At 61.0% G+C, this 14271-nt stretch carries 12 protein-coding genes; 5 read left to right on the top strand and 7 right to left on the bottom strand.

Annotated features, from left to right (window positions below; genetic code table 11):
* Window positions 1-3: 3 nt before the first annotated feature.
* A complete protein-coding gene (gene mltG / locus NDJ10_RS01295; protein ID WP_296159241.1) occupies window positions 4-1035 on the bottom strand; it encodes an endolytic transglycosylase MltG in 1032 nt (343 codons plus the stop codon).
* Between mltG and NDJ10_RS01290 the strand changes: the two genes are divergently transcribed.
* Window positions 1034-1963, top strand: a complete 930-nt coding sequence (locus NDJ10_RS01290; RefSeq protein ID WP_296159240.1) for a folate-binding protein — start codon at window positions 1034-1036, stop codon at window positions 1961-1963. The genes mltG and NDJ10_RS01290 overlap by 2 nt on opposite strands.
* 3 nt (window positions 1964-1966) lie before the next feature.
* Here the strand turns inward: NDJ10_RS01290 and NDJ10_RS01285 are convergent, their stop codons facing one another.
* From NDJ10_RS01285 to NDJ10_RS01275, 3 genes are all read right to left on the bottom strand, one after another.
* Complete coding sequence (locus NDJ10_RS01285; protein WP_296159239.1) at window positions 1967-2182, bottom strand: hypothetical protein; 216 nt, start codon at window positions 2180-2182, stop codon at window positions 1967-1969.
* Window positions 2183-2195: 13 nt separating this feature from the next.
* A complete protein-coding gene (locus NDJ10_RS01280; protein ID WP_296159238.1) occupies window positions 2196-2378 on the bottom strand; it encodes a DUF3563 family protein in 183 nt (60 codons plus the stop codon).
* A 149-nt stretch (window positions 2379-2527) separates the two neighbouring features.
* On the bottom strand, window positions 2528-3478 hold the full coding sequence (locus NDJ10_RS01275) for an alpha/beta hydrolase (protein ID WP_296159236.1): 951 nt from the start codon (window positions 3476-3478) through the stop codon (window positions 2528-2530).
* Between the two features lie 160 nt (window positions 3479-3638).
* Between NDJ10_RS01275 and NDJ10_RS01270 the strand changes: the two genes are divergently transcribed.
* Window positions 3639-7184, top strand: a complete 3546-nt coding sequence (locus tag NDJ10_RS01270) for a transglutaminase family protein (RefSeq protein WP_296159235.1) — start codon at window positions 3639-3641, stop codon at window positions 7182-7184.
* A gap of 60 nt (window positions 7185-7244) precedes the next feature.
* Here the strand turns inward: NDJ10_RS01270 and NDJ10_RS01265 are convergent, their stop codons facing one another.
* Entirely contained in the window at window positions 7245-7943 is a 699-nt protein-coding gene (locus NDJ10_RS01265) for a ProQ/FINO family protein (RefSeq protein WP_296159234.1), read from the bottom strand.
* A gap of 68 nt (window positions 7944-8011) precedes the next feature.
* On the opposite strand from NDJ10_RS01265, the gene NDJ10_RS01260 reads away from it, so the two are divergent.
* From NDJ10_RS01260 to NDJ10_RS01250, 3 genes are read left to right on the top strand one after another with little or no spacing between them, the layout of a single operon-like run.
* Window positions 8012-10714: a circularly permuted type 2 ATP-grasp protein gene (locus tag NDJ10_RS01260; RefSeq protein WP_296159233.1), complete on the top strand. Its 2703-nt coding sequence runs from the start codon at window positions 8012-8014 to the stop codon at window positions 10712-10714.
* Window positions 10711-11685: a transglutaminase family protein gene (locus NDJ10_RS01255; protein WP_296159232.1), complete on the top strand. Its 975-nt coding sequence runs from the start codon at window positions 10711-10713 to the stop codon at window positions 11683-11685. Before NDJ10_RS01260 ends, NDJ10_RS01255 begins: the two co-directional genes overlap by 4 nt.
* A gap of 16 nt (window positions 11686-11701) precedes the next feature.
* Complete coding sequence (locus NDJ10_RS01250) at window positions 11702-12157, top strand: RidA family protein (protein ID WP_296159231.1); 456 nt, start codon at window positions 11702-11704, stop codon at window positions 12155-12157.
* Between the two features lie 6 nt (window positions 12158-12163).
* Here the strand turns inward: NDJ10_RS01250 and folK are convergent, their stop codons facing one another.
* Complete coding sequence (gene folK / locus NDJ10_RS01245) at window positions 12164-12628, bottom strand: 2-amino-4-hydroxy-6-hydroxymethyldihydropteridine diphosphokinase (RefSeq protein WP_296159230.1); 465 nt, start codon at window positions 12626-12628, stop codon at window positions 12164-12166.
* A 35-nt stretch (window positions 12629-12663) separates the two neighbouring features.
* Complete coding sequence (gene pcnB, locus NDJ10_RS01240) at window positions 12664-14259, bottom strand: polynucleotide adenylyltransferase PcnB (RefSeq protein WP_296159229.1); 1596 nt, start codon at window positions 14257-14259, stop codon at window positions 12664-12666.
* Window positions 14260-14271: the final 12 nt, after the last annotated feature.

Raw genomic sequence — 14271 nt, 5'->3', positions numbered from 1 at the left:
TTGTTATTGTCCACGTTGGAATTTGTTTACCGCACGATTGTGCGCGTCCAGGCTGTCACTGAACTGGCTGCTGCCATCACCCCGCGCCACAAAGTACAACGCCCGGCTGTTTGCAGGTTGCGCCGCGGCCATGAGCGAGGCTTTGCCGGGCATAGCAATGGGCGTTGGTGGCAGGCCGGCTCGGGTGTAGGTATTCCAGGGCGTATCGGCGAGCAAATCTCGCCGCCGCAAATTGCCGTCAAAACGCTCGCCCAGGCCATAAATCACCGTGGGGTCGGTTTGCAGCAACATGCCCAGGCGCAAACGGTTGCTGAAAACAGAGGCCACCATCGACCTGTCACTGGCCTGGCCGGTTTCCTTTTCGACAATGCTGGCCAGAATCAGCAATTCATCAGCGCTTTTAAGGGGGGTATCAGTGGCCCGTGCTTGCCATGCCACCAAGAGATGCTTGTCCATGGCGTGCATGGCACGCAACAGCAGCTTGAGATCGCTGCTGCCTTTGGCATAGGTGTAAGTATCCGGGTAAAAACGGCCTTCGGGCTGGCGCCCGGGCTGCCCCAGCTTTTCCATGATCACGGTGTCTTCGAGGCCTTTTGAATCCGGCTTCAAATGCTCTTCCTTGAGCAGAGCAGCTCGAAACTGTTTGAATGTCCAGCCTTCCACCAAGGTGACCGAACGCAACGCTTCTTCACCGCGTGTCAGCTTGGCCAGCAGGCTGTAGGGCGTCAGGCCTGTTTCAAGCTCGTAACTTCCGGCCTTGATCACGCGAGCCTGACCCGACAGGCGAAACCACCAGTAAAGCATATCAGCGGAGGTTTGCACCCCGCTGTCTACGGCAGCCTGCGCCACGCCCCGCGGCGTCATGCCCGGCTCAACCGAGAGGTCCAGCGTTGGCGCCGTCAGCGGCAAGCTGTGGCTGACCCACCACAAGGCCCAGCCGCCCAGGGCCAGCGCGAACACCAGCAAAAATTTAATGATTACGCGCACAACCCTATTACCTTCTACAAAATTGAGTGCGCATGATAATTCACCCATGCACACACCATTCCAAGGCGTCGCCCCGCTGACACATACAGGGCTGATCCGCGCACAAGGCACCGATGCCGCCAAATTTCTGCACAACCAACTGACCAGCGATTTTTCGCTGCTGGGTCTGTCGGAGGCCCGGCTGGCTGGTTTTTGCAATGCCAAAGGGCGCCTGCAGGCCAGTTTCATTGGCTTCAAACGCAGCCATACTGATATTTTGTTGTTATGCAGCCCGGATCTGCTCGCCACGACCATGAAACGTCTGGCCATGTTTGTGCTGCGTTCCCAAGTGAAGTTGGTCGATGCCAGTGCTGACTTTGTTATTTACGGGCTGGCTGGTTCAGCCGTTTCAGAGGCGACCAAAAGCATTGCTGATGACCAAGGTAAGGTCTGGCACAAAACCGATCTCGATGCTATTTCTGTGATCCATCTCTACCCCGCCGATGGCGTACCCCGTGCGCTGTGGGTGGCCCCGGCTGGCACCCCTGCTCCTGCCGGTCCAGTCTTGACGCCCGAACTTTGGGCCTGGGGCGAGGTGCGCAGTGGCATTGCCACCGTCACGCAGCCCATTTTTGAAGCTTTTGTGCCGCAAATGCTCAATTACGAGTCAGTAGGTGGTGTCAATTTCAAAAAAGGCTGCTACCCGGGTCAGGAAGTGGTGGCACGCAGCCAGTTCCGCGGCACGCTCAAACGGCGAGCCTACCTGGCGCATGCAGATGCTGCACTGAAAGCGGGGGATGAATTGTTTGCTCCGGAAGATGCCAGCCAGCCCTGTGGCCTGGTGGTGCAGGCGGCAGCGGCGCCAGAGGGTGGTTTCGATGCCATCGTGTCGATGCAGATCAGCGCCTTTGAGGCGGGAGGTGTGCGTGCGCTGGGTGCCGATGGCCCATTGTTAAGCCTGCAGCCGGCACCCTACCCTTTGCTGGCGGATATTTAATCTTCAGACCCGGCGCGCCCAAGGGCCCAGGGTCAGTTTTTCCAACAGGTCAAGCTGACGCTCAAATCTGGCCCAGCGCAGCATGGAGCGTTCGATCAGTCCCACCTGCACGGCTTTGGCATATTGCTCACGTGCCATGTCAAAAGGCAAGCCTTGCCACAGAGCCAGAGTGCGCTTGAAACTGTCGGTGGTCGCACTCAGGTTTTGAGAGTTGTGCATTTCAAGCCCTACCTTAATGCATCATGGTGCCATAAACCAAGCCACGTGCGCCATCGCGTGCGGCGTTGTCAATCAAGCGCATGCGACGCTCAAGGTCGTATACATCGGTTGATTCTGATAAAAATGCTTCCTCAATGTCGTGTTGACTTTTGAAGTCCGGGAAAAAAGATTTGAAAATCTCAATCAATCTGGACATGTAGCGTCCTTGTAAAGTTAACGTCAGCAAATTATAAGGGTTTACCCTAGTATTGATTTGGATGTGGGATTGATTGAGTGATTGAGGCAGTTGCCTTCCGCATCAGTGAAGGTGGTTGGTTTCAAACGGGATCGGTGGCGTCATACTGTTCAGCTAAACGCGTGTTTCAAAGCCCGTGCTGCGTCCATGTGGGCCCGGCGAGCCTCGGGAATGGCGCGACCCATCTTGATGAATTCATGGGTCACACCGCGGTAAATGTCGAGGTCGACCGGTACTCCGGCCGCACGCAGCTTGTCGGCGTACTGAAGACCTTCATCGACCAGCGGGTCACATTCGGCCAGACCCAGCCAGGCCGGTGCCGCGCCTTCCACGTCGTCGGCAAGCAACGGGGCAAAACGCCAGTCTTCGCGGTCTTTCCGGTTGGGAATGTAGTGGTCGAAAAAATAATCAATGTGCGCATTCTCCAGCACAAAGCCATGGGCGAAAGTCTTGTGCGACGGCGTGTCCTGGTGCGCGCAGCAACCCGGATAAATCAGCAGTTGCAGTTTCAGGGCGAGCCCGGCGTCTCGCGCCTGCAGGGCACAGGCGGCAGCCAGTGTGCCGCCAGCGCTGTCACCACCCACCGCCATGCGCGTGGTGTCCAGACCCTTGTTCCGCCCGTGTTCTGCCACCCAGGTCAAGGCATCCCAGGTATCTTCAAACGCCACCGGAAAACGATGTTCGGGGGCCAGGCGGTAAGCCACCGACAGCACCGCACAGTGGGCCAGGTGGCTTAAATGGCGGCACAGTACATCGTGGGTGGCAATACTGCCAATGGTAAAGCCGCCGCCGTGAAAGTACACCAGCACCGGCAGCGGTTCGTCACTAGGTGCCACCAGGCGCACCGGCAAATCAAAGCCGTCGCGCGTGGGCAACGTGAAGTTTTCTACCCGATGCAGTTTCACCGGCGCCAGGTCGAGCACGCCGGCGTTGACCTCATAGGCGGCACGCGCCTGCAGTGGCGTCAGGGCGTGCAAGGGAACCTGGCCGGCACGTGCCATGCGTTCGAGCACGCCATGCATGGCAGGGGTTAGCATGGCGCGCGGGTTGCGGTGACTCATAGTGCGATGTGATCTTGTTACAGTGCAGGCGCTGATGCTAACAAGCAGGAGTCAGCCATGGCACCTCAACCCACCCCTTTTTCCGGATGCAACTGGCACCAACATTGCTTGCTCCTGTCCGTTCACACGACGCCCCACTTTTAAATTTCAGAGTCCCCGCATGTCCATCCACGCTGCACTGAACCACGTTACCCACTACACCTATGATCGGTTGGTTGCCCTGGGGCCGCAAGTGGTTCGCCTGCGACCAGCCCCGCATTGCCGCAGCAAAATCATTTCGTATTCGCTCAGGATCGAACCCGAGGGCCATTTCATCAATTGGCAGCAGGACCCGTTTGCCAATTACCAGGCACGCCTGGTGTTCCCCGGAAAAACCAGGGAATTCAAGGTCACCGTCGATCTGGTGATGGACATGGCGGTCTACAACCCGTTTGATTTTTTCCTGGAGCCCACGGCGGAAGAGTTTCCCTTTGACTACGCAGACCTGCTCAAACAAGAGCTTGCGCCCTACCTGATCACCGAGCCTTTGACCGAAAAGTTCAAAGCCTGCCTGGATAGCATTGATCGCAAAAAACGCCGCACCATCGATTTTTTGGTCGATGTCAACCAGATGGTGCACCACGCCGTCAGCTACACCATCCGTATGGAGCCGGGGGTGCAAACCCCCGAAGAAACGCTCACGCTGGGCTCCGGTTCGTGCCGCGACTCCGCATGGCTGATGGTCAACCTGCTGCGCCACTGCGGTCTGGCGGCACGTTTTGTGTCGGGCTATCTGATTCAGCTCAAGCCCGACGTGAAAGCACTTGACGGCCCCAGCGGTACCGAAGTCGACTTTACCGACCTGCACGCCTGGTGCGAGGTCTATTTGCCTGGTGCCGGTTGGGTCGGACTCGATGCCACCTCGGGCCTGCTCGCCGGCGAGGGCCATATTCCGCTGGCCTGCACGCCCCAACCCTCCGGGGCCGCGCCGATCGAGGGGGGTGTTGACGAGTCTGAAGTTACCTTTGCCCACCACATGCAGGTGACCCGCATTTACGAGTCGCCTCGCGTCACCAAGCCCTACACGGAAGACCAGTGGGCAGCCATCATGGCGCTGGGCGATGCCGTGGACGCCGAACTGGTGGCAGGTGATGTGCGCCTGACCATGGGCGGAGAACCCACCTTTGTAGCCAACAGTGACCGCGATGCACCAGAGTGGAACACCGATGCACTGGGCCCGACCAAGCGTGGGTTTGCCACCGAATTGGTGCACAAACTGCGCCATGAATACGGCCAGGGCGGCTTTTTGCATTATGGCCAGGGCAAGTGGTACCCGGGTGAGCAACTGCCGCGCTGGGCGCTCAACATTTACTGGCGTACCGACCACGAGCCCGTCTGGTGCAACCCGGCCCTGTTCACCGACGAACGCACGCCCACGCACTACACCAGCGCCGATGCCCAACGCTTCACTGCGCTGCTCGCCAGCAAGCTGGGTGTCACCGGGAAATACATTCAGACTGCCTATGAAGACAGTTGGTATTACCTGTGGCGTGAACGCCGCCTGCCGGTCAATGTCGACCCCTTCAACTCCAGACTTGACGACGAAATGGAGCGCGCTCGCCTGCGCCGAGTTTTCGAACAAAAGCTCGACACACCGGTCGGTTATGTGCTGCCGGTCAGGGTCGCGGGTTACGACGCACAGTTTGGCGCCGCCTGGACCACCGGCCCCTGGTTTCTGCGCGACGAACGCATGTACCTGATGCCCGGTGACTCGCCCATGGGCTTGCGCCTGCCGCTGGACTCGCTCCCCTGGGTCAGCGAGGCCGATTTTCCTTACCTGATCGAACAGGACCCGTCGATTCTGGTGGCCGCCCTGCCCGGTTATGGCACGGTGGCTACCAAATATGCGCCGGGCACGACGGGTCTGGCCCCGGGTGCTGCGGCACGCGCAGCAGCCGTTGTCGCCACGGGCAAGGCATCTGCAGGCAACAGCTACCTGGCAGGCGGCAACCCGCAACCCGAAGCGGCGCGTAAATGGCAATCCACCACGGGTCCGCAATCAACGTCGTCTGCCAGTGCCCAAAGTGCGGCACAAACCGAGCCCGCCGACTTTGCCCGGGCACCACACGCGCAGGAGTCTGCCCACTGGATCACCCGCACCGCGCTGTGCGTCGAGGTGCGTGACCCGCGTCGCGCCAGCGGACCCAGGGCCGAGGCGGTGGGTGAAAAATCGGGGGTGCTGTATGTTTTCATGCCGCCATTGGAAAAACTCGAGCACTACCTCGACTTGCTGGCTGCCATCGAGGCCAGCGCCGAAGAACTCGGCATGCAACTGGTGCTGGAGGGCTACCCACCGCCACGCGACCCGCGTCTGAAGCTGCTCAGCGTCACGCCCGACCCGGGTGTGATCGAGGTCAACATCCACCCGGCGAGCCATTGGAAAGAGCTCGTTGCCAATACCGAGTTCCTGTACAACGCCGCCTTCGAGTCGCGCCTGAGCGCTGAAAAATTCATGACTGACGGCCGCCACACCGGCACCGGCGGTGGCAACCACTTTGTGATGGGCGGCGCCACACCGGCCGATAGCCCGTTTTTGCGTAGACCTGAGTTACTGGCCAGCCTGCTGCTGTACTGGCACAACCACCCGTCTTTGAGCTATTTGTTCAGCGGCATGTTTGTCGGCCCCACCAGCCAGGCACCGCGGGTTGACGAAGCGCGCAACGACCAGCTCTACGAGCTTGAAATTGCCATTGAGCAAATTTACAAAAATCGCGAAATCCATGGCCAGTCCATGCCGCCGTGGCTGGTGGACCGCACGCTGCGCAACATCCTGATCGACGCCACCGGCAACACCCACCGCAGCGAAATCTCGATCGACAAGATGTACTCGCCTGACTCGGCCACCGGTCGGCTGGGTTTGCTGGAGCTGCGCGCCTTCGAGATGCCGCCGCACCCGCACATGAGCAGCGTGCAGCAGCTGCTGCTGCGTGCGCTGATTGCCCGCTTCTGGAAAACGCCCTACCGCGCACCCGCTACACGCTGGGGTACTGAGCTGCACGACCGTTTCATGCTGCCCAAATTCATCCAGCTCGACTTTGACGATGTCATGGCTGAAATGCGCCAGGCTGGTTATGCCTTTGACGAGAGCTGGTTTGCGCCACACATCGAGTTCCGCTTCCCGCGGATCGGCTCGGTCTGCTCGGCCGGCGTTGAACTCACGCTGCGCAATGCCCTGGAGCCCTGGCATGTGATGGGAGAAGAAGGCGCGCCGGGTGGCACGGCACGTTATGTCGATTCATCGCTGGAGCGCATCGAGGTGCGCGTGACCGGCCTCAACGAGAGCCGTTACGTGGTCACCTGCAACGGCCGCGCCCTGTCCTTGCAACCCACCGGCGTGGTGGGCGAGTTTGTCGCCGGTGTGCGCTACAAGGCCTGGAACCCGCCAAGCAGCCTGCACCCCAGCATTGGCGTGCATGCGCCCTTGACCTTTGACATCGTTGACACCTGGATGAAGCGCTCGCTGGGGGGGTGCCAGTACCACGTATCGCACCCAGGCGGCCTGAGTTATGAGTCGCTGCCGGTCAACGCCTTTGAGGCCGAGAGCCGACGCCTGTCACGCTTTGCCGCCATGGGTCACACTCCGGGTGTGATGCAGGTACCGCCTGCCACCATCAACGTGCCTGCCAGCCGCGAGTTTCCGTTCACCCTGGATCTGCGGCGGGCTTGATCAAGGCATCCTAACGCACACGCTTCCCGGACGAATCCCCGGGCGTCGGTGCGGGTCGCCTTATTTGAGCGCGGCCTGCACCTCGCCCACGCGCATGCCCAGCGCGTCGGCAAAGGCTTCCACCGTTTGGCCGCTGGCGTCAAAGGCTTTTTTCAAGGCTGCCTGGCGGGCGCGTTGCTGTTCAACCTCGGTCAGTACCTCGTCAAGCAAGGCCTGAATGGCCTCGGTCGGCGTACCGATGCGGGCCAGATAGTCCTGTCGGGTCAGCCCCGACTTTTCAAACGCCGTCAGTAACTGCTTGCGCAACTTGGGACGCAGGTCCTCGCTGCTGCGCGCCTGGCGGCGCTGAAACAGCTCAACGATGGACAGGAAAATGTGCTCTGGCGCCACCTCATCAACGGGCTTGCCCTGCAGGTCATGGCGCTTTTGGCCGGTGGCCACGCTTTGCAGATAGCGCGTGGACCGGGTGTGCACACCCAAAGCTGCCTTCAGCGACTCGCGCTTGAAGACATCAGGATGGGCCGCCAGCAGCTCCTGGAAAATACCCAGCTTGAGCGGCAGAAAACGCTCGCCAAAGAGCTGCGGGTACAACTCAAACAGTTTTTCCAGCACCGGCTGCACCGAGGCAAACCGGTTTTTGGATTTGGTGGAAGCATCAACGGCAGCGGGTGCCTGCGTACTTTCAGGTGTGACAGGCACATGCGCATCCTGCGGCAATTGGTTGGCAGGCTCGGCTGGCTCTTGAAGGATATCGGTCATGGCATGAATCAAATTGAACAACCCGTGATTGTCAACCAAAGCGCCGCTTCACTGGCATACTCTGATAAATGAACGAAGCCATGCCAGCGCAGCCCCATTCCACCAAATCAGAGTCACTCAGTGTGGCGGCACTGGCTCGGGCAGCCCAGGCATCGGTAGGGCACTTTGATGAATTGCGTGCGGCAGTATCGGGAAACACCCACTTACGGCCCTCCAATGCACCTGAATCGACAGCGAACCAGGCCGAGATGACCGACATCTGGCGTCAATTCTTTGCCATGTTGGAGAACGATTCCGCAGCCGACATGGACCAACGTGCTGCCAATCTGGCGCGTCAGGTCCGCGACAACGGCATCACCTACAACGTCTATGCCGATGAAAACGGGCCGCAACGTCCCTGGTCGCTCGACCTGTTTCCGCTAATTGTCGACCCGCAAAATTGGCAACATATCGAAGCCGGCGTGCTGCAACGCATGCGCCTGCTGGAGCGGGTGATGGCCGATGTGTATGGGCCTCAAACCTTATTGCATGACGGTTTGTTGCCATCGGCCCTGGTGCATGCCCACCCCGGCTACCTGCGCGCCATGCACGGCGTGGAGCCGGTAGGCGGGCGCTACCTGCACATTGCCGCTTTTGACTTGGCGCGCGGACCGAACGGTAACTGGTGGCTGGAGGCGCAGCGCAGTCAGGCCCCCTCGGGACTGGGTTACCTGCTGGAAAACCGCCTGGCCATCTCGGCGCAATTCCCGAAAGCCTTCCAAACCCTTGGCGTGCAGCGCCTGGCCAGTACCTACCGCGCCCTGATGGATAGCCTCAAGGCCATGAGTCCGGCCGGACCCGATGCGCACCTGGCACTGCTCACCCCTGGGCCCTACAACGAAACCTACTTTGAGCATGCCTATCTGGCGCGTTACTTGGGGCTCACCCTGGTCGAAGGCAGTGACCTGCTGGTGCGCGACGAGTGTCTGTTCCTGAAAACGCTCAAGGGCCTGGTACCGGTGCACGGACTGCTCAAGCGCGTGGATGACCAGTACCTTGACCCGCTGGAGCTGCGCGCCGACTCCACGCTGGGGGTGCCCGGGCTCTTGCAAGCCATTCGTGCCGGCAACGTGCTGGTGGCCAATGCACCGGGTTCGGCGTTTCTGGAATCGCCGGCCCTGCTGGGCTTTTTGCCGGCCCTGTCGCGTCAGTTGTTGGGTGAAGAACTCAGCCTGCCAGCCCTGCCCACCTGGTGGTGTGGCGAGCGCAGTGCCATGGAAGAAGCTCTGCCGCGCCTGGCAGACTGTGCCATCAAACCCACCGCCCCCGGCTCCCTTGACCATGGCAGTTTCGATCCAGTGCTGGGTGGCAAGTTGGATGCCCGGGCGCTCGATGAATGGGCCGGGCGCATTGTGCGGCAAGCCGAAGAGCACACCGTGCAAGGCTACACCCCGCTGTCGCAAATGCCCACTTGGCAAGCTTCGGGAGCAATGGCCCCGGGCGAATCCGGCAAGTTGTTGGCGCGTTCGGTGATGCTGCGGGTGTTTGTGGTATCTGACGGCGCCCAGGGTTGGCGTGTGTTGCCCGGCGGCCTCGCACGGGTGGCCGGTGCCGGTCAGGAGATCACCTCGATGCAGCGCGGCGGCAGCAGCGCTGACGTGTGGGCGCTGACCGGTGGCGAGGTCGATCACGCCACCCTGCTGGCGCCGCACATGACGCCCGAATCGTTGATGCAACGCAAGCGGCTCATCACCAGCCGCGCAGCCGAAAACCTGTTCTGGCTGGGCCGCTACACCGAGCGCGCTGAAAATGCCATCCGGCTGGCGCGCCTGACGCTGGAGTGCCTGCATGGCGAAGAGCAATCGTCTGTGCCTCTGCTGACCTGGCTCAGCCAGATGGCGGTGGCCAACACCCTGGTGCTTCCCGGCGTGCCGTCAGCACTACAGGCACCGCGTGTGTTTGAGCGCAGCCTGATCGACAGCCTGGGCAGCAGCAGCGGCGCCACCAGCGTGGGCTACTACCTGCGCGCCATCAAAATGGCAGGATCCAGTGTGCGTGAGCGGCTCTCTCCGGAGCACTGGCGCATCATCATCCGCTGCGAAGAAGAGTTGTTTGAGCGCTGCGCGGCGCAGCGCCAACGTGCCGATTTTTCTGCCCTGCAAGCCCTGCAGATCCTCAAGGACAGCAGCGACCAGATGGCCGCCATCACCGGTGCCCAAACCGACCGCATGACGCGTGATGACGGTTGGCGCCTGCTCAGCATTGGCCGTCATATTGAGCGGCTGGCCTTTTTGTCGTCGGCCCTGATGCGTGGCATCAACACCGGCAGCCTGCACACCGATGGCGGTTTTGATGCCATGATTGAACTGTTTGACAGCGCCCTCACCTTTCACGCCCAGTTTCAGCAAAGCCGTGACATGGCCGCGCTGGTGGACCTGCTCGTGATTGACCGGGACAACCCGCGTTCCATTTCCTGGATCGCCCACACACTGCGGGGTCGCCTGGCCCGACTCGCTGGCAGCGAGCCCAACCAGCTCTGTCCCCTGTCGCTCAAGGTACCCAACCCGAGGACTTGGGGACTGGCCCAATTGTGTGATGAGGCCCCCGATCTGGTGACACCGGCGCACGGCTCTAACAGCGTCGCTGACCCTATCGCACCTACAGCACGGTATGCGCTGCTCAAGGACGTTCTGATCCAGTGCAGCAACGCCAGTTTTCAGGTGTCGGATGAAATCAGTGCCACTTATTTCACCCACAGTGGCCTGGCCAACCAAAGCCTGGGGGCTGCATGAGGCTGCAGATTACCCACGAGACGGTTTACCACTACGTGCCAGCGGTTGAAACGGCGCAACACATGGCTTACCTGACACCGCGGGACAACGCCAACCAGACCTTGCTGGAGCACAGCCTGCAGGTAAACCCCAGGCCGGCGCAAATCGACAGCACCCTGGACGTGTTTGGCAACAGCCGCAGTTTTTTCTCGTTGCAGATGGCGCATACCGAGTTGCAGGTGCTGGCGACCAGCCAGGTGATCACGCAGGCGGTGCGCCTGCCTCGCAGTGAGCTGGCCTGGGAGGCCGTGCGCGAACGCTTTCGGTACCAGGCCGGCGTTCCCTTTGATGCGGCCAACGAATTCATTTTTGTTTCGCCCATGGTGCCGCGCCATGCTGAATTTACCGCCTATGCACGCCCCAGCTTCAGTGCCGGGACAGGACTGCTGGCGGCTGCCATCGACCTGATGTACCGGATTCACAACGACTTCACCTACGAGAGCCAAAGCACCCATGTCAATACACCGGCGCTCGAAGCGCTGGCGCAGCGCAAGGGTGTGTGCCAGGACTTTGCCCATATTCTGATTGCCTGCCTGCGCAGCATGGGGCTGCCCGCGCGTTATGTCAGCGGTTATTTGCTCACCGAGCCGGCATCGGGTAGCGTCAAGCTCAAAGGCAGCGATGCCTCGCACGCCTGGGCCGCGGTGTACCTGCCCGATTTACCCGACGGTGCGCGTTGGGTCGATCTGGACCCCACCAATGACCGCGCCGGCTGGCCATCGCCAGGTGAAGACTATGTGACGCTGGCCATTGGCCGTGACTTTTCCGACGTGTCGCCGATACGCGGCGTCATCCACGGCGGTACCAGCCACACGCTGCAGGTCGGCGTCACCGTCGAGCCGGTGACGGAGTCCCAGGTTCAAGCGCGTCAGACACAGAACCAAGGCCAGGGCTTTGGACAAAGTCAAAATTCAAGTTATGACAACCCCTAAAAACACAGGAAAAACCATGGACATTTACACCAAACTCTCTGAACTCAGCATCACCCTGCCCCCGGTGGCAGCCCCAGCGGCCGCCTACGTGCCCTTTGTCCAGACCGGCAACCTGGTCTTTTTAAGCGGTCACCTGGCCAAGAAAGACGGCAAGGTTTGGGTCGGTCAATTCGGCAAGAACATGAGTGTCGAAGAAGGCAAGGCCGCGGCCCGCGCGGTAGCCATTGACCTGATGGGTACGCTGCACGCTGCAGTGGGCGACCTGAACCGCATCAAACGCATCGTCAAGCTGATGTCCCTCGTCAACTCCACCGGTGACTTCACCGAGCAGCATCTGGTCACCAACGGCGCCAGCGAATTGTTGGGCGAAGTCTTTGGTGCCCAAGGCGCCCACGCCCGCAGCGCATTTGGCGTAGCACAAATCCCGCTGGGTGCCTGCGTCGAAATCGAGCTGGTTGCCGAACTGGCTTGAGCCGGTTCAGGGCGCTGTTGCAGCCAGGCGTTCAATCGCCTGGAAGGCCAGCGCGCCGAGCTGCTCCGGACGTACTTTGTCCGGAGCAATTTCGGCCAGCGGCACCAGCACAAAGGCCCGCTCATGCATGCGCGGATGTGGTAGCCGTAGCGCGGGGCTGTTCATGCTGGCATCGCCATACAGCAAGATATCCAGATCCAGCGTGCGCGGTGCGTTGCGGTAGGGACGCAAGCGCCCTGCCTGGTTTTCAATGTTCTGCAGGCCTTGCAGCAATTCAGGCGCACTGAGCCGGGTTGCCACAGCGACCACGGCATTGATGAAGTCTGGCCCGGTGGCCGCAACCGGCGCCGTGCGGTACAGGCTCGAAGAACGGATGAGTCGGGTGCCAGGCAGACTGGCAACGCGTTGTATCGCCACCAGCACACTTGCCTGCGCATTGCCCAGATTGGCGCCCAGGGCGATGTAGGCCAAGACCTCAGGCCGTCCCGATTGACTCACAACAGTGCTCAGGCCTGCGGCTCTTGCGCCGGTGCATCGCCTGCGCCGCGACCCGATGGGCGCCGGCGACGGCGGCGTTTTTTGGGGGCCTCGGAACCATCACCCGGTACCGCGTCAGGCGGCAAGTCTGACCGCGCAGGTGCGGAGGCGGTTGGCAATGCTGCATCCGGGTTGGCGCGACCGGGCACCGAATGCACCCGGGGTGCGCGGGGTGCACGGGCGGTTTTAGCGCGCTGTTGTTGCTGTTCCAGCTTGACTTCATCGACCATGTCGTTGCGCAAGTCGTCATTGGCCATGCTGAAGGCTTCCCACCAATCGGACAGCACCATGTCGAGTTCGCCGATTTCAGCGCGCAGGCGCATGAAGTCAAAGGCTGCCCGAAAGCGCGGCTGCTCGACCAGACCAAAGGGGGCGCTGCCCACGCGCTTCTCGAAACGCGGTTGCATCAGCCAGATTTCACGCATGTCACCGGCCAGCTTGCCGCGCCCTGAAACATCGCCAATGCGGGCACTGAACACGTCTTCGATGGCATCCTGCAAAGCCGGGTGGGAATGCTGCTGATTTCTGATGCGTGCCGCCCAGCCATCGCGCACATCGGCCCACAACACGCAGGCCAGCAAAAAGCTGGGGGCCACGGGTTTGCCCTCGCCGACCCGGCGATCGGTGTCCTGCAGTGCGGACTTGACAAAGGGTGACTCGGCACGCTCCACCACCACGTCGAGCAGCGGGTAAATGCCGTGCGCCATGCCCAACGCCTTGAGCTGCTCAATGGAAGCCAACGCGTGACCAGTTTGCAGCAATTTGAGCATTTCGTCGAACAGACGGCTTTGCGGCACCTCGGCCAACAGCGTCTTCGACTTGACCAGCGGTGACGCCGTTTTGGGCTCCAGCTTGAAGCCCAGCCCATTGAGCTTGGCGGCAAAGCGGATGGCGCGGATGATGCGCACCGGGTCCTCCCGGTAGCGTGCCACTGGGTCGCCAATCATGCGGATGACGCGGTTTTTGGAATCTTTGATGCCGTGGTGGTAGTCGACCACGATCTGCGTCTCGGGATCGTAGTACATGGCGTTGATGGTGAAGTCGCGGCGCACCGCGTCTTCTTCCTGCGGACCCCAGACGTTGTCGCGCAACACCCGGCCGGAGCTGTCCACGGCATGGGTCATGCCCGCCAGCTCACTCTTGCTGGTTTTTTCGTTACCTGCCACCTGCTCGGCGGCCACATTGTCAAGGTAGGCCCGGAAGGTGGAGACCTCGATCACTTCATGCTCGCGGCCCCGGCCATACACCACATGCACAATGCGAAAGCGCCGGCCAATGATGAAAGCGCGCCGGAACAGGCCCTTGACCTGCTCTGGCGTGGCGTTGGTGGCTACGTCGAAGTCTTTCGGCGCCAGGCCCAGCATCAGGTCGCGCACGGCGCCACCGACGATGTAAGCCTCAAAACCGGCCTGTTTCAGGGTGCGCACCACGTTGAGCGCGCGCTCATCCACCAGTTTGGGATTGATACCGTGCGCTTGCGGGCCAATTTCTGCACGCTTGCCAAATGGGTGTTTGTTGTCTGGGGCGGATTTGCCCAAAAGCCTGTTGATTAATTTTTTGATCATTGTTATTGGAGT

This window comes from Rhodoferax sp. (assembly GCF_023700745.1).
GTDB lineage: Bacteria > Pseudomonadota > Gammaproteobacteria > Burkholderiales > Burkholderiaceae_C > Rhodoferax.
The sequence above is the reverse complement of the archived record's forward strand: the minus strand, read 5'-3'. Positions and strand labels throughout refer to the sequence as shown.